We start from the raw sequence: 19,368 nt of genomic DNA, 5'->3' as shown, positions 1-19,368 counted from the left end.
ACCGAGCAATGGCAAAATTCTTCATCGACCGGCCGATCTTTGCGATCGTCCTCGCCATCCTGATCATGCTAGCGGGAGGAATCTCTATTTTTTCACTGCCGATCGAGCAGTTCCCCCCCGTCGCCCCGCCTACGGTCCAGATCAGCACCAGCTACCCGGGTGCTTCCGCGACGACCATGCAAAACACCGTGGTTCAGGTAATCGAACAGCAGATGAACGGTATCGACAACTTGCTTTACATGTCGTCCAACAGCGACGATACAGGCCAGTCGACCACCACCATGACATTCGCTGCCGGCACCAATCCAGACATCGCCCAGGTGCAAGTGCAAAACAAGCTGCAGCTGGCAGTACCGCTGTTGCCGGCGCAAGTGCAGCAGTCCGGCGTGCGGGTCACCAAATCGAGCAACGCATTCCTGATGGTGATCGGCTTTGTCTCTGCCGACAACAGCATGAACAAATTCGACATCGCCAATTATGTGGTGTCGAATATCCAGGATCCGATCAGCCGCATCAACGGTGTGGGCAACATGAACGTTTTCGGCACCCAGTATGCGATGCGGATCTGGCTCGACCCGAGCAAGCTCAACAGTTATGCACTCACTCCGCTCGACGTTACTGCCGCCTTGCAAGCCCAGAATGTGCAGATTTCCGGCGGCCAGCTGGGCGGCACGCCGGCAGTGCAGAATCAGCAACTGAGCGCCACCATCACGGAATCCACCCTGCTGCGCACCACCAAGGATTTTGGTGATGTTTTACTCAAAGTGCTGCCGGACGGTTCGCAGGTGCGCCTGAGCGACGTTACACGCATCAACCTCGGCGCGGAGAGTTTTAATATTGACAATAAATATAACGGCGAGGCCGCATCCGGCATCGGCATCCAGCTGGCGCCCGGCGGCAACGCGCTGGTCACGGCCGATGCGATCAAGGCGCGCATCAAGGAGCTGGAGCCGTATTTCCCTCCCGGGCTGAAAGTGGTCTATCCAAACGACGTCACACCTTTCGTCAAGATATCGATAGAGGAAGTCATCAAAACCCTGCTGGAAGGGATCGTGCTGGTGTTCCTGGTGATGTACCTGTTCTTGCAAAACGTGCGCGCCACGCTGATTCCTTCGATCACGGTGCCAGTGGTGCTGCTAGGAACCTTCGGTGTAATGTCGGCGCTGGGTTTCTCGATCAATACCTTGTCGATGTTCGGCCTGGTGCTGGCGATCGGCTTGCTGGTGGATGATGCCATCGTGGTGGTGGAAAACGTCGAGCGGGTGATGCACGAGGATGGCTTGCCGCCGCTTGAAGCGACCCGCAAGGCGATGAGCCAGATCAGCAGCGCGCTGATCGGCGTGGCGATGGTGCTGTGCGCGGTATTTGTGCCGGTGGCATTCTCCAGCGGCACGGTGGGTGGCATCTACCGCCAGTTTTCCCTCACCATCGTCGCCTCGATGCTGCTATCGGTATTTGTCGCGCTGTCGCTCACTCCGGCCTTGTGCGCCACTATCCTCAAGCGGCCCAGCGAAGACCATAGCGAGAAAAAAGGCGGATTTGGCTGGTTCAACCGCAATTTCGACAAAGGTCGTGACCAGTATGTCAAGGGCGTGCGTCACGTTGCCGCCCGGTCCGGACGCTGGCTACTGATCTATGGCGCGGCGCTGATCGTTGTCGGCGTGATGTTCGTGCGCCTGCCGGCCTCCTTCTTGCCGAACGAGGATCAGGGTTTCATCTTCGTCCAGGTGCAGACGCCGCCTGGCGCCACCCAGGCGCGCACCGGCCTGGTGCTGGATGAAATCAGCCACTATCTACTGAAAGATGAAGCGGCCATGGTCGACGCCACTTTCATCGTGAACGGCAACAACAACGCCGGCCGCGGCCAGAATCAGGGCCAGCTGTTCGTCCGTCTCAAGGACTGGTCACAGCGCAACAAACCTGAACTGACCGCCAAGGCGCTCTCCGACCGCATCGACAAGCATTTCGCCGCGAACAAGGAAGCCGATATTTTCGCCAGCAGCCCGCCGCCGATTCGCGGCCTGGGCAGCGCGGCCGGTTTCGATTTCGAGCTGGAGGATCGCGGTGGCCTCGGCCATGACGCCCTCGCCAAAGCCCGCGACCAGCTGCTGGCCATGGCGAAAAAGGATCCGGCGCTGTCCCAGGTACGTTTTACCGGCGAGGCTGACAATCCAACCGTCAAGGTCAATATCGACCGCGAAAAAGCCGCGGCCCTTGGCGTCAGCGCTGCCGACATCGACCAGACCTTCTCGATTGCCTGGGGCTCGCGCTACGTCAACAATTTTCTCGATACCGACAACCGCATCAAGAAAGTGTACGTACAAGCCGACGCTCCTTACCGCATGAAACCAGAGGATATGCAACAGCTGTATGTGCGCAGCAACAGCGGAGCCATGGTGCCGCTTTCCGCCTTCGGCACGGTGGAATGGACCTATGGTCCGCCGCAGCTGCAACGTTATAACGGCGTCGAAGCGATGGAGATCCAGGGGCAGTCGGCGCCGGGCCAAAGTTCCGGGCAGGCCATGGCCGCGATGGAAAAACTGGTCAAGCAACTACCCGCCGGCATCGGCTGCGAATGGACCGGCACCTCAAAACAGCAAGCGCAGTCGAGCTCGCAAGCGCCTTTGCTGTATGGCTTGTCGATCCTGGTAGTGTTCCTGAGCCTGGCCGCCTTGTACGAGAGTTGGTCGATTCCTGTTTCGGTGATCATGGTAGTGCCGCTTGGCATCCTTGGTGCGCTCTGCGCAACGTCATTCATGGGCTTGTCCAACGACGTCTACTTCCAGGTCGGCCTGCTGACCACGATCGGCCTGTCGGCCAAGAACGCGATCCTGATTGTCGAATTTGCCAGGGAACTCCAGACCGAAGGTCGCACTGCGCTGCAGGCAGCGATTGAAGCGGCGCACATGCGGATGCGGCCGATCGTCATGACCTCTATGGCATTCGTGCTGGGCGTGTTGCCGCTGGCACTGGCGAATGGCGCCGGTTCGGCCAGCCAGAACGCCATCGGCACCGGGGTTATCGGCGGCACCTTGGCCGCAACCTTCGTCGCGACTTTCATGATTCCGATGTTTTATGTCGTGGTCGCCAACAAGCTGGGCAAGAAGAAGGCGGCGCCTATCGTTGCACCGGCAGCGCTTGCGCAAATTGCGGCTGATCCAAGTCCTAAAGGACATTACAATGATGTTATATAAATATGCCACCGGCGCAGTTTTGCTGACTTTCATCGCCGGCTGCTCGCTGCAACCGGTATACCAACGCCCGACACTGCCGGTGGCCGGCACCTTCCCTGCCGGCCCGGCCTATCAGGATCCTGCTGCCAAACCAGGCAGCACAACCTTGCCGGCGGCGGATATCGGCTGGCGTAACTTCTTTCCTGATCCGGGCCTGCAACGGCTGGTCGAGCTGGCGCTGCAGAACAACCGGGACTTGCGCGTCGCGGTGCTGAACGTTGAAAAAGTCCGGGCCCAATACCAGATCCAGCGCGCGTCGCTGTTCCCGCAGATTAGCGGCAATGCCGGTGGCTCGGATTCGGGCACGCCGGCGAGCGTCTCATCCAGTCACAACCCCACAATCTCTCATGATTATTCGGTAGGTCTGTCCGCCTCATGGGAAATCGATTTCTTCGGCCGCTTGCGCAGCTTGTCGAACGCTGCTCTGGAACAGTATCTGGCCAGCGCCCACACACGCCAGGCTGCGGAAATATTATTGGTTTCCCAAGTCGCCGATCAATATCTCAGTACCCTGGCTTACGACGAACAGCTGGCGTTGACCCAGGGCACCCTGCAGACCGCGCAGGCGTCGTACAAGATCGTGAAATTGCAGTTCGATACAGGCACCGCGTCGGAACTGGATTTGCGACTATCGCAAACCACTGTCGAACAGGCCCAGGTCAATTACTCAGCCCAGCTCCGCTTGCGGGCGCAAGCCGAAAACGCCTTGGTGCTCCTGGTCGGCCAGCCTTTACCGCGCGACCTGCCGCAAGCAGTCACGCTGGACGCCCAGCCGATCCTGGCGGACATCCCCGCCGGGCTGCCTTCAGATTTGCTGCAACGGCGTCCAGACGTCTTGCAGGCAGAGGCCATCTTGCGTTCGGAAAATGCAAACATCGGCGCCGCCCGTGCCGCATTTTTCCCGCGCATCGCATTGACTGGCAACTTGGGCACGGCCAGCGCAACCCTGGGCGGATTGTTTGCGGCCGGCTCCAGCGCCTGGTCCTTCATCCCGTCGCTGACCTTGCCGATATTCAATGCCGGCGCCAACCAGGCCAACCTGGATGTGGCGCGGATCCAAAAGGATATCGGCATCGCGCAGTACGAAAAAACCGTCCAGACCGCTTTCCGCGAAGTAGCGGACGGCCTGGCGGCACGCGGCACCTATGACGACCAACTGGCGGCGCAGCAACGGTATACGGCAGCCCAGCAGCGCCGATTCGAGCTGGCAAACATGCTTTACACTAATGGCAGCGACAGCTACCTGAATGTGCTGACCGCACAAACCGACCTCTACGCCGCGCAGCAAGCCCTGATCACAGCGCGCCTGAATCGTTTGACCAGCCTGGTCGACCTGTACCGCGCGCTGGGCGGCGGCTGGCTGCAGCACACGGGTGATACAGCAAGGAGCGCCGACAGTCCGACGCTAAAAGCAGGATAATAGCCGCCATGAAACTCTTGATCGTCGAAGACAACGAGCGCGTAGCTCTGTTCCTGAAGAAGGGACTGAGCGAATCCGGGCATACGGCCGATCACGCCGATAACGGCCGCGACGGCATGTTCCTTGCCGCCAGCGAGCCCTACGACGCCATCATCATGGACCGCATGCTGCCAGGCGGCATCGATGGCCTGGCCATCATCGAAGCGTTGCGCGCTACCGGCAACAAGACCCCGATCCTGATCTTGAGCGCCCTTTCCGAGGTTGATGACCGGATCCGCGGCCTCAAAAGCGGTGGCGACGACTACCTGGTCAAGCCGTTTGCCTTCGGCGAACTGCTGGCGCGGCTCGATGCATTGCTGCGCCGCTCGCAAGACACGCGCTCCGAGACAACACTGACCGTCGATGACCTGTCCATGGATCTGCTTTCGCACAAGGTGACACGTGCCGGCAAGACGGTTGCACTGCAGCCGCGCGAATTCAAGCTGCTCGAATACCTGATGCGCCATGCGAACCAGGTAGTGACGCGCACCATGTTGCTGGAAAACGTGTGGGATTATCGTTTCGATCCGCAGACCAATGTCGTCGACGTCCACGTCAGCAAGCTGCGCCAGAAAATCGACGCCGGTACCGAACGGCTGCTGCTGCGCACTATCCGCAACGCCGGCTACATGCTTACCGCCGATGATTAATTCTTTGCGCTTTTCGGCGCGCTCCGTGGCGTTCAGCTTTGTCGCAGCGAGCCTGGCAGCGCTGGCATTTTTCGCATCGCCGCTCTGGTATACCTGGCATGAAACGGTGGAAGAAGACCGCGCCCGCCTGCTGCAATCCGATACGCACAGGCTGGTCAACGTTTTCAACATGCAAGGCGTGGCTGCGCTGACATCCGCCATCAACGTGCAAGTCGGAACACAGCCGGCCGGCGCGCAAGATCTTGTGCTGCTGGCGGACGCCTCCCTCACGCGCCTGGCCGGCAACCTGCCGGTGTGGCCGCGCGAAGTCACCGATCTGCCAGGACCGCAGACCGTCGCGATCGACGTCGCCGGCCGCTCGATCCGTGTCAGCCTGTTGCACACCGAACTGCCTGGCGGCTATCACCTGCTGGTCGCAAACGATGTAGCCAAATATCGCCGGCTGGAGAATCTATTCCTGTATGGCCTGCTATCCGCCATCGGCATCATTCTGTTGCTGGGCGTGGCGGGAGGCCGGCTGATTCGCCGCACCCTCCTGTCCAAGGTCGGCGACATCAACCTGGCGGCGTCGGCCATCATGCAAGGAGATTTTTCACACCGGCTACCGGCCTACGGCGGCGAGAATGAGCTCAATACCCTGGTCGAGACAGAAAACCGCATGCTGGACCAGATCGAGCAATTGATTGGCGGCGTCCGCAATGTCTCCAACGCGATTGCACATGACTTGCGTACGCCGTTGGCGGAACTGCGCGCGCGCCTGGAAGAATTGGCATTGACCCGGCCTGGCCCGGAGCAGACCTTCAATGAGATCGACAGCGCCATAGGCGATGTCGACCGTGTCATTGATATCTTCAACGCCCTGTTGCGGCTGGCGGAAATCGATAGTGGCGCGCGCCGTGCAGGTTTCGTCGAAGTCGATGTAGCCAATGTAGCAAGCGAAGTGGCGGAATTCTATCAGCCGTTGGCAGAGTTGCAAGGACGTGCGCTGTCCGTTGTATCGTCAGGGCCACTGGTAATACCCGGCGATCCGCTACTGATTGCGCAGGCAATTGCAAATCTTGTCGACAATGCGCTCAAGTATGCACAAGACAACGGCAAAATCAGCGTCGAGACCTCGCGCTGCCCGGATGGCACAATCCGGATCGCAGTTTCGGACGACGGCCCCGGCATCGCCGACGCCGAAAAGCCGAAAGTGCTTGAACGCTTCTATCGAGGCGACACCAGCCGCGGTACGCCTGGAGTGGGATTGGGGCTGAGTCTGGTAGCTGCCGTCGCCAAGCTGCAAGGCGGCATCCTCACATTGACCGACAATCACCCCGGCCTGACGGTGGCACTCACCCTCCTGCCCTCGACCGCCTCGATCAGCGGCGCCGCGAGGGCCGCGCAGGCCGATCCTGCACGACATGCATAACTGGCATTTTCCCAATATTTTTCATATTCTTTAATTGGGATAAAGCCCATGTATTGGATGAAAAATGGACAGACCGCATATTTTTGCAAATCGGATAGAAGCGGCGGAAATCCTTGCTTTTCATTTACTTGAATACAAGGGGCGCCAGCCATTGATACTTGCCATCCCCCGCGGCGCAGTCCCCATGGGAAAAGTGGTAGCCGATTTGCTGCTTGGAGAACTTGATATCGTATTGGTGCATAAACTCGGCGCGCCCTTGAATCCGGAGCGCGCAATCGGCGCCATCGACGAATCAGGCTGGACTTATACGCTTCCTTTTTCCGAAGAGTTTGGTGAAACTAAAAACTATCTGGAAGAAGAAAAATCGCGGCAACTCCAGGCGCTGAGACAACGTCGCATGCGATTTACACCGTTCAGGCAGGCGATTTCCCCCTCTGATCGTACTGCCATTATCGTTGACGACGGAGTGGCGACCGGGGCTACCATGATCGCCGCGTTACATGCAATTCGGAAAAAAAACCCCGCCGAGCTGATCTGCGCGGTGCCGGTGGCGGCATCCGAGAGCCTCGAACAAATCAGGCCGTTAGCCGACAAAGTGTGCTGCCTCCATTCCTCCACAAATTTCTTTGCGGTTCAGCAATTCTATCGACACTATCCGCAGGTCGAAGATGACGAAGTGATCAAGATACTCTCCCGGAACCGCAACGGTGGGGACTTGGCAATGTAGAAATACCATGCTATGGCTGAGCTAAGTTTCGGTATCCAGACTGTCGGCAGCGTTTCATTTTATCCATCCGCTTCCGAGGCTGCCGTGAACACATCGTCCGACATATCCGCAAGACAATGGCTGAACAAGGTGCCGCAAATCACCGTGCTGTTCTGGATCATCAAGATGATGTCCACCACGGTCGGCGAGACAGCCGCTGATTTCCTCAATGCCAATCTGCATTTCGGCTTGACCGTTACCACCGCGCTGATGGGCATGCTGTTCGCCATAGCGCTTTTTTTCCAGATGCGCGCCCGGCGCTATGTACCCTCGCTCTACTGGGTTACGATTGTTTTCGTCAGTGTATTCGGCACCCTGATTACCGACAACCTGAGCGACCACCTGGCAGTACCGCTGGCAGCATCGACTGCCCTGTTCAGCGTCGCCCTGACAGCCACGTTTACCATTTGGTATGCACAGGAAAAGACTCTTTCCATTCAAGCAATAGACAGTTTCAAGCGTGAACTGTTTTACTGGGTCGCGATCCTATTCACTTTCGCCCTGGGTACCGCAGCCGGCGACTGGATGGCGGAGGGTTTGAACCTCGGCTACGCCAATTCCGCCCTGTTGTTTGGTGGTCTGATCGCCGCCGTCGCGGTTTGTCGCCATGTTTTCAAGGCCGACGCAGTAGCTTGTTTCTGGATCGCCTATGTGCTGACGCGCCCTTTCGGCGCCTCATGCGGCGACCTTTTGTCGCAGCCCGCAAGCAATGGCGGTCTTGGACTAGGGACCATCGAAACCAGCATCGTTTTTCTGGCGATGATTGTAGGCATGGTAATTTATCTCTCGGTCGCTCCCAAGCGCCTGGAGCAGCAAGCTTGAATCGGCAGCAGATTTAACACTGGCAAAGGAACTCACATGAATTCGACAACCGCACATCGTTTGAGCAAGGTTCCAGAAGTAACTTTGATCTTCTGGGTAATCAAGATAGCCGCTACGACACTGGGCGAAACCGGTGGCGACGCCGTGTCCATGTCGATGAACCTCGGTTACCTCGTGGCGACCGTCATTTTCGCCGCGATCTTTCTGGTCGCCGTGTTTGCCCAGATCAAAGCGAAGAAATTTCATCCGGCTCTGTATTGGGCAACCATCATTGCCACCACGACAGTCGGGACCACCCTGGCCGATTTCGCAGACCGTTCGCTTGGCATCGGCTATGCCGGCGGAAGTACGCTGTTGTTCATCTTGTTGATCGGCTCTTTGGCAATCTGGTATCGTTCGCTCGGTTCGATCTCGGTCGACACCGTCAACTCGCCCAAGGCCGAAATGTTCTATTGGCTGACCATCATGTTTTCCCAAACCTTGGGTACCGCACTGGGCGACTGGACGGCTGATACCGCCGGCCTTGGCTATACCGGCGCCGCGCTGGTTTTCGGCTCCCTGCTGGCAGTACTGGTTGTTGCCTATTACCGGACCGCCATATCGCGCACCGCGTTATTCTGGGCCGCATTCATTCTGACCCGCCCGCTTGGCGCTGTCGTCGGCGATTTCCTGGATAAACCGCTGAACGCCGGCGGCATGGCGCTAAGCCGCTATTCTGCATCTGCCGCGCTGTTCGCATTCATCCTGACCTGCATATTGTTTTTCCGGCAAAAGCCCGCTACACAAGGTCATTGACGGCGGGAGGCGTTAGAATTGCTGTAGAGGTCCGGTTTGATGGAACCAGTTCCCATCAAACCGGACCGTTTGCGCAGCAATCGACCTGACCAGAAAACACATGCCTCCTGCACAAAATTCCGACCGGCTCCGCAGCTTTGTGACCGCGTTCGCTGCACTGCTAGAGCGCAAGCCGTCGGAAGCGCAGATCCTGCGCGACGGCGGCGCCTTGCTACAGCAACTGGTCGCAATTGACGACTGGCTGCCGGCTGCCTACGCCCAGGCGCAGCCAGAGCGCTATCAGCAATATCTGCTGCATGCCGATTCAGCCGAACGCTTTTCCATCGTAAGCTTTGTCTGGGGCCCGGGCCAGGCAACGCCGATTCACGACCATACGGTATGGGGCTTGATCGGCATGCTGCGCGGCGCCGAGTTTGCGCAAGCCTATAAGCACACAGCCGACGGCCGATTGCAGGTGGACGGCGCAGAGCTCAAGTTGACGCCGGGCACGGTCGAGGCAGTATCGCCGAGCGTCGGCGACATCCATAAGGTGCGCAATGCGTTTGCCGACAGTGCCTCGATCAGCATCCATGTGTATGGCGCCAACATAGGCGCGGTACAACGCTCGGTGTATACCGAAGACGGCGCCAGCAAAACCTTTATCTCCGGTTACTCCAACACCCATTTGCCGAATATCTGGGACCGTTCCAAAGAATTGAAGACCTCATGACCATCGCCGTCGACACTACCCGCGGCACCGGCTCAGCTTTTACTACACGTACATTCCAGCAGATTCATGCCGCGCTGCTAGAACGCAAGGAACTGGCATTGCTGGATGTGCGCGAGGAAGCGCCGTTCGCCGAGGCCCACCCGCTATTTGCCGCCAACCTGCCGCTGGGACGTATCGAGCTGGAAGCTTATGCACGCATTCCGCGTCGCGACATCAGCATCGTGGTGTACGACGACGGCGAAGGTTTAGCGCTGACCGCGGCGCAACGCCTGCGCAAGCTCGGGTACGGCACAGTGCATTTACTGGCCGGCGGCCTGCAAGGCTGGCGCGACGCCGGTGGCGAAATTTTCCGCGACGTCAATGCCCCCAGCAAAGCGTTCGGCGAACTGGTGGAATCGAAACGCCACACACCGTCGCTATCGGCGCCCGAGGTCAAGGCTTTGCTCGATGCCGACGCCGATGTGGTGGTGCTCGATGCGCGCCGGTTTGAAGAATACAACACGATGAGCATTCCAGGCGGTATCAGCGTGCCCGGCGCCGAGCTGGTGTTGCGTGTACGCGCGCTGGCGCCGCGCCCGGAAACCCGGGTCATCGTCAATTGCGCCGGACGTACGCGCAGTATCATTGGCAGCCAGTCGCTAATCAATGCGGGCATTCCGAATCCCGTCAGCGCCTTGCGCAACGGCACCATAGGATGGACTCTGGCCGGACAACATCTGGAACAAGGTAAGACCCGACGCTACTCAGATCATCCTCAAGATCCGGCCGGCAATGAACATCGTGCGCAGGCCGTCGCGGCGGGCAGGCAGGTTGCCGATCGCGCCAAGGTTGGACGTGCCGACCTGGCGGCTTTGGCTCGATGGCAGTGCGAACCCGGCCGCACCACGTATCGGCTGGATGTACGCGCCCCGGAAGAATATGCCGCCGGCCACCTGCCCGGTTTCAGTTCGGCCCCGGGCGGCCAGCTGGTGCAGGAAACCGACCACGTGGCGCCGGTGCGCGGCGCCCGTATCGTGCTGGTGGACGATGATGGCGTGCGTGCCAACATGACAGCGTCGTGGTTGGCGCATATGGGCTGGGAGGTCCACGTACTGGATGGTTTGCGCTCTGAAAATTTCAGCGAGACAGGCAATCCCGCGCAAGTTTTGCCGCCTGCGCCGCCGTACGAATCGGTAACAGCGCAACAGCTGTGGCAATGGCTGCAAGGTACGTCAGATGCGTCAGATGCATCAGATAAGCAGGACACCGTGCTGCTCGATTTCACCAGCAGCGCCAACTACGTCAAGCGGCATACCACCGGCGCCCGCTTCGCACTACGCTCGCAATTGGCTGCGATATTGCAACAGACCGCTACAGCCAAACGCTACGTGCTGACTTGCGGCAGCAGCCTGCTGGCCGGCTACGCGGCCGGAGATGTCCGACAACTTACAAGCCAGCCAGTGTTTGTACTCGAAGGCGGGACCGCGGCCTGGATTGCTGCCGGATTACCGTTGGAAGCAGGCGAAACCGCAATGGCCTCGCCCCGCATCGACCGTTATCGACGCCCTTACGAAGGCACCGACAATCCGGTTGCCGCCATGCAGGCGTATCTGGACTGGGAATACGGCTTGGTGGCGCAACTCGCCGCTGACGGCAGCCACGGATTTTTTGTCATCTGAACGGCCGAGCCTTGGCTGCTTAAGCGATCTCCGTCAGGATCGCCTTGACCCGATCCAGTGCCGGCTCGATATCCAGTGTTTCGATCGCGCCATAGCCGAAGAACAGTCCCGGCACCGGAGGCATTTCATGATAAAACACATCGATCCCATATAAACCGACATCGACCCTACGCGCCAGTTGCAACAACTGGTGCATGTCGACTTCCTCGCTCACCAGCGCCGTCAGATGGAAGCCCGCGGTTGCCGCTATCGGCTGCAGCCACGGCGCCAGATCGGTATTCAGGCGCGACAACAATTTTTCGCGGCGGCTGGCGTACATCGCGTGGCAACGCCGGATATGCTTTTGCAAGTAACCGTCGTCGATGAACTTGGCCAGCGCCCATTGCATCATGGTTGGCGCGTGCCAGTCGCACAAGTGCTTGGCGACGGTCACGGCCTCCCGTATCGCGGGCGGCGCAATCAGGTAACCGATACGCAGTTCCGGCTGCATCACTTTCGAAAAGGTGCCGACAAAGGCCACCAGGCCTTCGCTATCCATGCTTTGCAAAGAATCGGTGGGCCGCCCTTCATAGCGGAATTCGCTATCGTAGTCGTCTTCGATGATAATCGCGCCAAGTTCACCGGCGCGTTTCAACAGCGCTTTGCGGCGTGCCAGGCTCATCGGCATGCCGAGCGGGAACTGATGGGCCGGCGTGACATAGATCAGGCGGGTATCGTCGGGTATGTGCTCAACCATCATCCCTTCGGCGTCGACCGGAATGCAGGCGATATGCGCCCCCTGGCTGGCAAACGTCAGCCGAGCCGGCGGATAACCGGGATCTTCGACCGCGACCGTGCAACCGGGTTCGATAAGCACCCGCGCCACCAAATCAATCGCCTGCTGGGCGCCATTGGTGACCAGTACATCCATCGGCACGCACTGCACCCCTCTGGCAAAGGCACTATGGCGGGCGATTGATTCGCGCAATACCGGCAATCCTTGCGGTTCCGAATAATAGCCGCGCGCGGCCTGGCTCTTGCGCAGACCATGCAGTATGCACTGGCGCCATTCGGCCACGGGAAAATGGTTTTTTGCGGCGCCGCCGCCAAAAAAATCGTAGGCGGAGCGTCGTTCCGGCAGCTGCAACGGCATTGAACGGCCTAGCCAGTTCTTGAGCGTGGCGCCAGCCGCCAGATCCTTGGCTGCGAAGCGGCGCGGGCTTGGCTGCGGCTGCGTCGCTGCGGTAACGAAGGTCCCGGTGCCTACCTGGCCGGCCAGCAATTTATCCATGGTCAGGCGCGCGTAGGCCTCCGACACTGTCTTGCGCGACACCTGCAACTGCTGCGCCAGCAAGCGCGATGGCGGCACCTGCTCGCCGACCGCCAGCCGTCCCGATTGAATGGCTTCCTTGATTTGTCGATAGACCTGTCCAGCCAGGTCCTTATCGCCTTCGATGACGACATGCAATTCCATAACTGCTCCAAAAACGATACGCGATGCAGGTAGATGCTCCTGCTTTCCAAGATGAAACCATGCGGTTTTAGCATTCACGCCGGCCCAGTGCCAATTGCAACCTGAATGGTCTCCTGTTTTTTTGCCGAATTGGCTATCCAATGCCGTGTCGCCAGCTCTTATGATGCAGGTTCTTAGCTCACACATGATTCACATTTCACATATAACCCTCACAAGGAGAGTAACTTGGAAAACCGTATCGATTTCTACACCGCTTCCCCCGACGCCATGAAAGCCATGATTGCGCTCGAGGGCGCGGTCGGCAAACTGGGCCTGGAGCCATCGCTGCTGGAGCTGATCAAACTGCGCGCCTCGCAAATCAACGGCTGCGCATTTTGCATCGACATGCATACCGCGGATGCACGCAAGGCCGGTGAAAGCGAACGCCGCCTGTACGCGGTCACGGCTTGGCGCGAGGCCCCGTTCTTTAGTGCCCGCGAGCGTGCCGCACTAGCATGGACCGAAGCACTCACGCTGATTGCCCAAAGCCATGCGCCGGATGCCGACTACGCCATGCTCAGCGCACAATTCAACCCTGCCGAAATGGTCAATCTGAGCCTTGCTATCAACGCCATCAATAGCTGGAATCGTCTGGCTGTCGGGTTCCGCAAGATGCCAACCGAATAAGAAACAATGTCTGATGCTCAGGATGGCGCCGCCCAATACGCCGGCGCCGTCTTTTTTTGCCGTACAAAAATTAATCTGTACATTTCGCACGGTAGTGCTAAACTGCCGCACATGGATACCCATACCGAAAAAAGCGAACTCACCCTGGCAGCCATTGTCGATACGGCATTGAATATGGTTGCCACGCAGGGACTGGAAAGCCTCTCTCTGGGGGAAGTCGCAAAACGGTTAGGCATCAGCAAAAGCGGCGTATTCTCGCGCGTCGGTTCCCGTGAAGCCTTGCACGAAGCGGTGCTGAATGAATTCGACCGGCGTTTTGCCGCCGACGTCTTTGAACCCGCGATGTCGCAGCCACGTGGCCTGCCGCGTCTCAACGCGCTGGTGATGAACTGGATTTCACGCGCCTGCAATGTCACCGGCTGTATCTATGTCGCGGGCGCTTTTGAATACGACGATGTTGACAGCCCGATGCGCGGGCGGCTGCAACATAACGTATTGCGATGGCGTGCAGTATTGCGGCGCTCCGTCATCCAGGCGCTGGATGAAGGTCATTTGCGGCCAGATACCGACCCTGAGCAACTGGTCTTCGAAATCTACAGCCTGATGGTCGGCTTGATGCACGATGCTCGTTTCCTGCGAGATCCCAAAGCGCATGACAGGGTCCGCAACGCCTATGAGCGCCTGACCTCGACCTATCGCAGCTTCAACTATCACGTATAAATAGAGCGATGTTTGCATCGGATATGTGATTTTTAATACGTAAATTTCGCACGAGTGTGCGATAAAGGACGGCCATGTTGATTATTACCGGTTGCATCGCTTTGATTACCCTTGCCGTAGCCATCCTGACTGTATGGCGCTTGATTCGCCTGACCGGGCAATCCGTCCCTGACTGCAACGACGACTTCATCTTCTTTTGACCGCACCTCAACCAGCAGCTTCATACCTTACAGGGAAGTTTTCATGGATATGCATCCCGCCCCAAGCCAGCCGCTCGCCACCAAGGCTCGCGTAGCAAGTAAAACTCCGGCCAGCAGTCTATTCAAATTGCTAAGGACGGGCGTACGCCTGTCGCAATTCGTTGCTCCTGGACTGACTCCGCGTATCGCCGCCCGCCTGTTCTGCACGCCGATCCCGGGCAAGCTGGCTTCACGCCGTTTGATAGCACCGCCCAATGTACGTGTTGAATCGTTGCCCTTTGAGCGCGCTTCGATCACCCTCTATCACTGGCCGGCGCCGGAGAATGCCCCGCAACTGCTGATGACTCATGGCTGGGCGGGCTGGGGTTTGCAAATGACGGCCCTGGCCGACGCCTTGAGCGCCGCCGGTTGGGCCGTGGTGGTTATCGATCAGCCGGGGCACGGGCGCAGTTCGGCCTGGAGCAGCACGTTGCCGCAGTTTGTCCGGGCGCTGGCGTATGCGGCCGCGCGCCTCGGCAGGGTTCAGGCGCTGGTCGGCCATTCCATGGGCGGTGCTGCAGCATATATTGCAGCGGCGAACGGGTTGGGATTGGGGTTGGCGCTAGATAAACTGGTGCTGATTTCGTCACCGGTTTCCATGTTGCAGGCAACGCGCGACTACGCCCTCGCCTTCGGCATCCGTGAAAGCGTCCGCGCAGACATGGTGTCTTATCTCGAAGCACGTGAGGGAATGCTCTTCGAACGCATGGGCGCCAGCCACGTCGCGCCGCGGATAGGCACGCCGACATTGGTAATACACGATTGCGACGACAACATCGTGCCATTTCGCTCAGCTCAGGTGCTGATGGAAAAATTGCCTGATGCGCAGCTGCTCAGCACACGCAACCTGGGACATAGCCGGTTGCTGAAAGACTCAGGCGTGATAGAAGCCACGAGGCAATTTCTCAAGCTGGAAGCACCACCTGCACCTCCAGCCGTTTAGTCGCCGCTCAGTCGCCATTCGCTGTTTCATGATTGTTTGCGCCAGACGCTGGCCAGCCATGGTTGCTGCTCACGCGGCAGTCCATCTGGCCGATAGTAGTGCTCCAGCTCGGAGAAGCCGGCATCGGACATGAAATGGCGCCATGCCGCTAGATCGTGGTAGCTGCCGTAACGGCCGCTATTCCAGCCTTCCTGGTTGCTGCCGCGCGGGTTGGAACTGAACAATACGCCATCCGGTTTCAGCGTTGCATGGAATTGCCGCAAGACGCGCGGCAGTTCCTGGCAGGGGATATGGAACAGCGCAGCGTTGGCGAAAATGCCGTCGAAACGAGCATCCGGAAAATCGAGTTTGAGAAAATCCTGGTGCCAGACTTCGCAGCCGCTATCCGCCCGCGCCATCTCGACGAAACGCTCCGCACCTTCAACGCCGACAGCAATGTGACCGAGCTTGCTGAATGTGCGCAGGTCGCGCCCCGGACCGCAGCCGACGTCCAGGATCGAAAAAGGCGGCGTGCCTTTGATATGACGCAGCAGCGCGGCAATATTCTGGCTGACGTCGTGGTCGCGGGTGCCTTCGCGGAAATCTTCAGCACGTTGGTTGTAATGCTCCAGGGTAAGAGCGGCAATTTTTTCAAGATCTTCAGGCAGTAGTATCATGTCTCGTACTGTAGCGCATGGACCAAAATTATCCAATACGGAACGCACAGTGAAATGAACCTCTCGCGTCTACCCGCAACTACTGTTGCATCAAATTCAAGCAAAGGAGTCAAGCGCAATGTCTACCAGTCCAGCAAAATTTGTGTGGTATGACCTCATGACCAGCGACACCAAGACCGCCGAGTCTTTCTATAAGAGCGTAGTCGGCTGGAACATGCAGGATGCCGGCATGGGCGGTCCCCCTTACACCATACTGTCCGCCGGAACCATCATGGTCGGCGGCCTGATGCAGCTCCCGGAAGAAGCTCGCGCCAAAGGCGCGCAACCTGGCTGGAACGGCTATATCGCCGTCAGCGATGTCGATGACTACGCAGGACGCGTCGTGGCTGCAGGCGGCACTATCCGCCGCCCGCCGGAAGACATTCCGGGAGTCGGCCGCTTTGCCGTGGCGGCAGATCCACACGGCGCAGGATTTTTCCTGTTCAAAGGGAATGGTGAAGCCCAGCCGGCGCCACCGGTTGCAGGCACGCCGGGCCATGTCGGCTGGCATGAATTGCATGCCGGCGATATGGAAAGCGCATTTGCTTTCTATTCTGCCCTGTTCGGCTGGACCAAGGCCGAAGCGATCGACATGGGGCCGATGGGCGTCTACCAGACATTCGCCACCGGCGGCGCGCCGATCGGCGGCATGATGACAAAAATGCCGGAAATGCCCGTCACTTGCTGGCTGTATTACATCAATGTCGAGGCGATCGATGCCGCTGTTACGCGCATCAACGAGGCTGGCGGCAAGGTCCTCATGGGCCCGCATCAGGTTCCCGGCGGCAGCTGGATTGTCCAGGGCCTGGATCCGCAAGGCGCCATGTTTGCCTTGGTCTCGACGCAGCGCTAGACCGGTAGCCAGATAGCACTGCGGCGTCACCCTGAAAAACACATATGGTTATGAGAATCCATTATTTGCAGTGACGATACGAGAACAGGTGTAATGTCGTTTTAGTGCGGCATTCCCTGTTCAATGATGTCATTACAGGCGCGCCGTTCCGTTATCCAAGCCACTCCGAGCTTTCTCATGCCCAACGCCAGTGCCCTCACGCCATCTTCCGCCACCCAGTCATTCGAGATCCGCCCTATCGAAGGACCGTTAGGCGCGGAAATCCTGGGCCTCGATTTGCGATTGCCGGTATCCGTACAGGATCTGGCCCGCATACGCGCGGCCCTGGTCAGACACAACGTGCTGGTATTTCGCGAACAGCGCATCACGCCGGAACAGCATGTGGCATTCAGCCGCCGCTTCGGGCCGCTGCAAGTCCATGTATTGAACCGCTTTCACCTGCAAGGCCATCCGGAAATCCTGATCGTTTCCAATGTCATCGAAGATGGCAAGCCGATCGGCCTGGTGGATGCCGGCGCCGACTGGCATTCCGATCTGTCGTATATGCCAAAACCTAGCCTGGGTTCCTTGCTGCACGCGCAGGAATTGCCGGCCGAACAAGGAGATACCTTGTTCGGCAATATGTTCAACGCCTATGAAACCTTGCCCGCCGATGTCAAGCAAGCGCTGGAGGGACGGCGTGCGGTGCATTCCTATGTCTATCGCTATCGTCGCCTGCAAAAACTGTCGCCCTGGCGTGCCGACCTGACGCAAAATCAGATCGACGAAGTGCCTGAAGTCGAGCACCCGGTCATACGAGTACATCCGGAAAGCGGCCGCAAGGCATTATTTGTCAGCGAAGGATTTACTTCACACATCGTTGGCTTGCCCAAGGATGAAAGCGACGCCCTGCTACGGTATTTACACGAACACACGATACGCGCCGAGAACGTCTACCGCCATCAATGGCGCGCGTATGACATGGTGTTTTGGGACAATCGCAGCACGGTACATTATGCGGCGATCACGCCTCAGCATTTACGCCGCACCCTGTATCGCACCACCGTCGAAGGCGACGTGCCGGTCTGACCGTCGACCGGCACCGACGCTTATCCTTCAGTCCGTAAGTCCCTCAGCCGCGGAAATAACGCGCCGGGGTAAATGGCGTCTTGACCACCTCGACAGGCACGCCCTTGCCGCGCACCATGGCTTGCAGCAATGTGCCGATTTGCACATGTGCGCTATCGACATAACCCATTGCTACCGGGCTGCCCAGCGTCGGCCCGAAACCGCCGCTGGTGATCTTGCCCACTTGCTTGCCGTCGGCGTCGACCAGTTCGGCGCCTTCACGCGCCGGCATGCGATCCTTGAGCAGCAGGCCGACCCGTTTGCGGTCGACGCCTTGTTCAAGTTGACGCGCAATCACCTCGGCGCCAGGATAACCGCCGGCGCGAGCGCCGCCGGTACGCCGCACCTTGGACAAGGCCCACCCCAGGCTGGCTTCGACCGGCGTGGTGCTGCCATCCATGTCGTGGCCGTACAGGCACAATCCGGCCTCCAGCCGCAGCGAATCGCGTGCGCCGAGACCGATAGGCGCCACCTCCGGCTGCGCCAGCAACAGCCGCGCCAAGGCTTCAGCTCCGACATTCGGCACCGAAATTTCAAAGCCGTCTTCGCCGGTATAACCGGAACGGCTGACAAAGCACTCGCTTCCAGCCAAAGTAAATTTGGCTGTCTGCATGAAAACCATCTTCGCGCTATCCGGAGCAATACGCGCCATCACGGCCGCTGCCGCCGGCCCTTGCAAAGCGAGCAAAGAGCGATCGCTCAATTCTTCGATTTGACAGAGGCTGGACAGATGCTCCCGCAGGTGTGCGGTGTCTTGCTGCTTACAGGCCGCATTCACCACCAGGAACAGGTGATCGCCGGCATTGGCAACCATCAGGTCGTCGAGGATACCGCCTTGCTGGTTGGTAAACAACGCATAACGCTGCTGGTTCACGGGCAGATCGACAATGTCGACCGGCACCAGCGATTCCAGTGCAGCGGCAGCGCCGGCGCCGCTCAGGCGCAATTGCCCCATGTGCGATACATCGAACAGGCCGGCCTGGCTGCGGGTGTGATTGTGTTCCTTGAGAATGCCGCTCGGATATTGCAACGGCATTTCGTAGCCTGCGAACGGTACCATCTTGGCGCCTAGTTCCAGATGCAATTGGTACAGCGGTGTACGCGCCGTCGGGGCGTCATTGCCGATATCACTCATGAAAAATGTCCTTTATCAATTGGCAGGTTGGGCACCTGTGCCCACGCGTGACGC

At 58.9% G+C, this 19,368-nt stretch carries 18 protein-coding genes; 15 read left to right on the top strand and 3 right to left on the bottom strand.

What is annotated here, in order from left to right; all coding sequences use genetic code 11:
* Window positions 1–8 precede the first annotated feature (8 nt).
* From BM029_RS01605 to BM029_RS01565, 9 genes are all read left to right on the top strand, one after another.
* Window positions 9–3,194, top strand: a complete 3,186-nt coding sequence (locus BM029_RS01605; protein ID WP_092431978.1) for an efflux RND transporter permease subunit — start codon at window positions 9–11, stop codon at window positions 3,192–3,194.
* Entirely contained in the window at window positions 3,184–4,653 is a 1,470-nt protein-coding gene (locus tag BM029_RS01600) for an efflux transporter outer membrane subunit (protein WP_092432054.1), read from the top strand. Before BM029_RS01605 ends, BM029_RS01600 begins: the two co-directional genes overlap by 11 nt.
* An 8-nt stretch (window positions 4,654–4,661) precedes the next feature.
* On the top strand, window positions 4,662–5,342 hold the full coding sequence (locus tag BM029_RS01595; RefSeq protein ID WP_092431976.1) for a winged helix-turn-helix domain-containing protein: 681 nt from the start codon (window positions 4,662–4,664) through the stop codon (window positions 5,340–5,342).
* Window positions 5,335–6,753 carry a HAMP domain-containing sensor histidine kinase gene (locus BM029_RS01590; RefSeq protein ID WP_092431974.1) on the top strand — a complete coding sequence of 473 codons (1,419 nt, stop codon included), beginning with the start codon at window positions 5,335–5,337 and terminating at the stop codon, window positions 6,751–6,753. Before BM029_RS01595 ends, BM029_RS01590 begins: the two co-directional genes overlap by 8 nt.
* Window positions 6,754–6,817: 64 nt before the next feature.
* Window positions 6,818–7,480: a phosphoribosyltransferase gene (locus BM029_RS01585; protein WP_092431971.1), complete on the top strand. Its 663-nt coding sequence runs from the start codon at window positions 6,818–6,820 to the stop codon at window positions 7,478–7,480.
* 12 nt (window positions 7,481–7,492) lie between these two features.
* A complete protein-coding gene (locus tag BM029_RS01580; protein ID WP_092431969.1) occupies window positions 7,493–8,341 on the top strand; it encodes a COG4705 family protein in 849 nt (282 codons plus the stop codon).
* A 36-nt stretch (window positions 8,342–8,377) separates the two neighbouring features.
* On the top strand, window positions 8,378–9,136 hold the full coding sequence (locus tag BM029_RS01575; protein ID WP_092431966.1) for a COG4705 family protein: 759 nt from the start codon (window positions 8,378–8,380) through the stop codon (window positions 9,134–9,136).
* A 100-nt stretch (window positions 9,137–9,236) separates the two neighbouring features.
* Window positions 9,237–9,845 carry a cysteine dioxygenase family protein gene (locus BM029_RS01570; RefSeq protein WP_092431964.1) on the top strand — a complete coding sequence of 203 codons (609 nt, stop codon included), beginning with the start codon at window positions 9,237–9,239 and terminating at the stop codon, window positions 9,843–9,845.
* Complete coding sequence (locus BM029_RS01565) at window positions 9,842–11,503, top strand: rhodanese homology domain-containing protein (protein WP_092431962.1); 1,662 nt, start codon at window positions 9,842–9,844, stop codon at window positions 11,501–11,503. Before BM029_RS01570 ends, BM029_RS01565 begins: the two co-directional genes overlap by 4 nt.
* A 19-nt stretch (window positions 11,504–11,522) precedes the next feature.
* Here the strand turns inward: BM029_RS01565 and BM029_RS01560 are convergent, their stop codons facing one another.
* Window positions 11,523–12,956: a MocR-like pyridoxine biosynthesis transcription factor PdxR gene (locus tag BM029_RS01560; RefSeq protein WP_092431959.1), complete on the bottom strand. Its 1,434-nt coding sequence runs from the start codon at window positions 12,954–12,956 to the stop codon at window positions 11,523–11,525.
* 225 nt (window positions 12,957–13,181) lie between these two features.
* Between BM029_RS01560 and BM029_RS01555 the strand changes: the two genes are divergently transcribed.
* The 4 genes from BM029_RS01555 to BM029_RS01540 all read left to right on the top strand — a co-directional run bounded on the left by BM029_RS01555 (window position 13,182) and on the right by BM029_RS01540 (window position 15,524).
* Entirely contained in the window at window positions 13,182–13,622 is a 441-nt protein-coding gene (locus BM029_RS01555) for a carboxymuconolactone decarboxylase family protein (protein WP_092431957.1), read from the top strand.
* Window positions 13,623–13,733: 111 nt separating this feature from the next.
* Complete coding sequence (locus BM029_RS01550) at window positions 13,734–14,342, top strand: TetR/AcrR family transcriptional regulator (protein WP_092432052.1); 609 nt, start codon at window positions 13,734–13,736, stop codon at window positions 14,340–14,342.
* 74 nt (window positions 14,343–14,416) lie between these two features.
* On the top strand, window positions 14,417–14,542 hold the full coding sequence (locus BM029_RS26430; RefSeq protein ID WP_256381596.1) for a hypothetical protein: 126 nt from the start codon (window positions 14,417–14,419) through the stop codon (window positions 14,540–14,542).
* 43 nt (window positions 14,543–14,585) lie between these two features.
* A complete protein-coding gene (locus BM029_RS01540; RefSeq protein ID WP_092431954.1) occupies window positions 14,586–15,524 on the top strand; it encodes an alpha/beta fold hydrolase in 939 nt (312 codons plus the stop codon).
* Window positions 15,525–15,550: 26 nt separating this feature from the next.
* Here the strand turns inward: BM029_RS01540 and BM029_RS01535 are convergent, their stop codons facing one another.
* Complete coding sequence (locus tag BM029_RS01535; protein WP_092431952.1) at window positions 15,551–16,180, bottom strand: class I SAM-dependent methyltransferase; 630 nt, start codon at window positions 16,178–16,180, stop codon at window positions 15,551–15,553.
* Between the two features lie 118 nt (window positions 16,181–16,298).
* Between BM029_RS01535 and BM029_RS01530 the strand changes: the two genes are divergently transcribed.
* Window positions 16,299–17,072, top strand: coding sequence for a VOC family protein (locus BM029_RS01530; RefSeq protein ID WP_092431950.1), 774 nt, complete (start codon window positions 16,299–16,301; stop codon window positions 17,070–17,072).
* A 177-nt stretch (window positions 17,073–17,249) separates the two neighbouring features.
* A complete protein-coding gene (locus BM029_RS01525) occupies window positions 17,250–18,140 on the top strand; it encodes a TauD/TfdA dioxygenase family protein (RefSeq protein ID WP_092431948.1) in 891 nt (296 codons plus the stop codon).
* 43 nt (window positions 18,141–18,183) lie between these two features.
* Here the strand turns inward: BM029_RS01525 and gcvT are convergent, their stop codons facing one another.
* Window positions 18,184–19,314, bottom strand: coding sequence for a glycine cleavage system aminomethyltransferase GcvT (gene gcvT, locus BM029_RS01520; protein WP_092431947.1), 1,131 nt, complete (start codon window positions 19,312–19,314; stop codon window positions 18,184–18,186).
* Window positions 19,315–19,368 lie beyond the last annotated feature (54 nt).

Origin of the sequence: Collimonas sp. OK607, assembly GCF_900111995.1 — a bacterium.
In the GTDB taxonomy this organism is placed as follows: Bacteria; Pseudomonadota; Gammaproteobacteria; order Burkholderiales; family Burkholderiaceae_D; genus Collimonas.
This window is presented reverse-complemented; position numbering and strand designations above follow the sequence as displayed.

What these genes read in the sequence shown, in the direction of transcription:
- BM029_RS01600 (WP_092432054.1), top strand. Translation starts at nt 3,184, where the DNA reads ATGTTATATAAATATGCCACCGGCGCAGTTTTGCTGACTTTCATCGCC.
- BM029_RS01560 (WP_092431959.1), bottom strand. Translation starts at nt 12,956, where the DNA reads ATGGAATTGCATGTCGTCATCGAAGGCGATAAGGACCTGGCTGGACAG.
- BM029_RS01535 (WP_092431952.1), bottom strand. Translation starts at nt 16,180, where the DNA reads ATGATACTACTGCCTGAAGATCTTGAAAAAATTGCCGCTCTTACCCTG.
- BM029_RS26430 (WP_256381596.1), top strand. Translation starts at nt 14,417, where the DNA reads ATGTTGATTATTACCGGTTGCATCGCTTTGATTACCCTTGCCGTAGCC.
- BM029_RS01530 (WP_092431950.1), top strand. Translation starts at nt 16,299, where the DNA reads ATGTCTACCAGTCCAGCAAAATTTGTGTGGTATGACCTCATGACCAGC.
- BM029_RS01585 (WP_092431971.1), top strand. Translation starts at nt 6,818, where the DNA reads ATGGACAGACCGCATATTTTTGCAAATCGGATAGAAGCGGCGGAAATC.
- BM029_RS01565 (WP_092431962.1), top strand. Translation starts at nt 9,842, where the DNA reads ATGACCATCGCCGTCGACACTACCCGCGGCACCGGCTCAGCTTTTACT.
- BM029_RS01580 (WP_092431969.1), top strand. Translation starts at nt 7,493, where the DNA reads ATGGCTGAGCTAAGTTTCGGTATCCAGACTGTCGGCAGCGTTTCATTT.
- gcvT (WP_092431947.1), bottom strand. Translation starts at nt 19,314, where the DNA reads ATGAGTGATATCGGCAATGACGCCCCGACGGCGCGTACACCGCTGTAC.
- BM029_RS01570 (WP_092431964.1), top strand. Translation starts at nt 9,237, where the DNA reads ATGCCTCCTGCACAAAATTCCGACCGGCTCCGCAGCTTTGTGACCGCG.
- BM029_RS01590 (WP_092431974.1), top strand. Translation starts at nt 5,335, where the DNA reads ATGATTAATTCTTTGCGCTTTTCGGCGCGCTCCGTGGCGTTCAGCTTT.
- BM029_RS01550 (WP_092432052.1), top strand. Translation starts at nt 13,734, where the DNA reads ATGGATACCCATACCGAAAAAAGCGAACTCACCCTGGCAGCCATTGTC.
- BM029_RS01525 (WP_092431948.1), top strand. Translation starts at nt 17,250, where the DNA reads ATGCCCAACGCCAGTGCCCTCACGCCATCTTCCGCCACCCAGTCATTC.
- BM029_RS01595 (WP_092431976.1), top strand. Translation starts at nt 4,662, where the DNA reads ATGAAACTCTTGATCGTCGAAGACAACGAGCGCGTAGCTCTGTTCCTG.
- BM029_RS01575 (WP_092431966.1), top strand. Translation starts at nt 8,378, where the DNA reads ATGAATTCGACAACCGCACATCGTTTGAGCAAGGTTCCAGAAGTAACT.
- BM029_RS01540 (WP_092431954.1), top strand. Translation starts at nt 14,586, where the DNA reads ATGGATATGCATCCCGCCCCAAGCCAGCCGCTCGCCACCAAGGCTCGC.
- BM029_RS01605 (WP_092431978.1), top strand. Translation starts at nt 9, where the DNA reads ATGGCAAAATTCTTCATCGACCGGCCGATCTTTGCGATCGTCCTCGCC.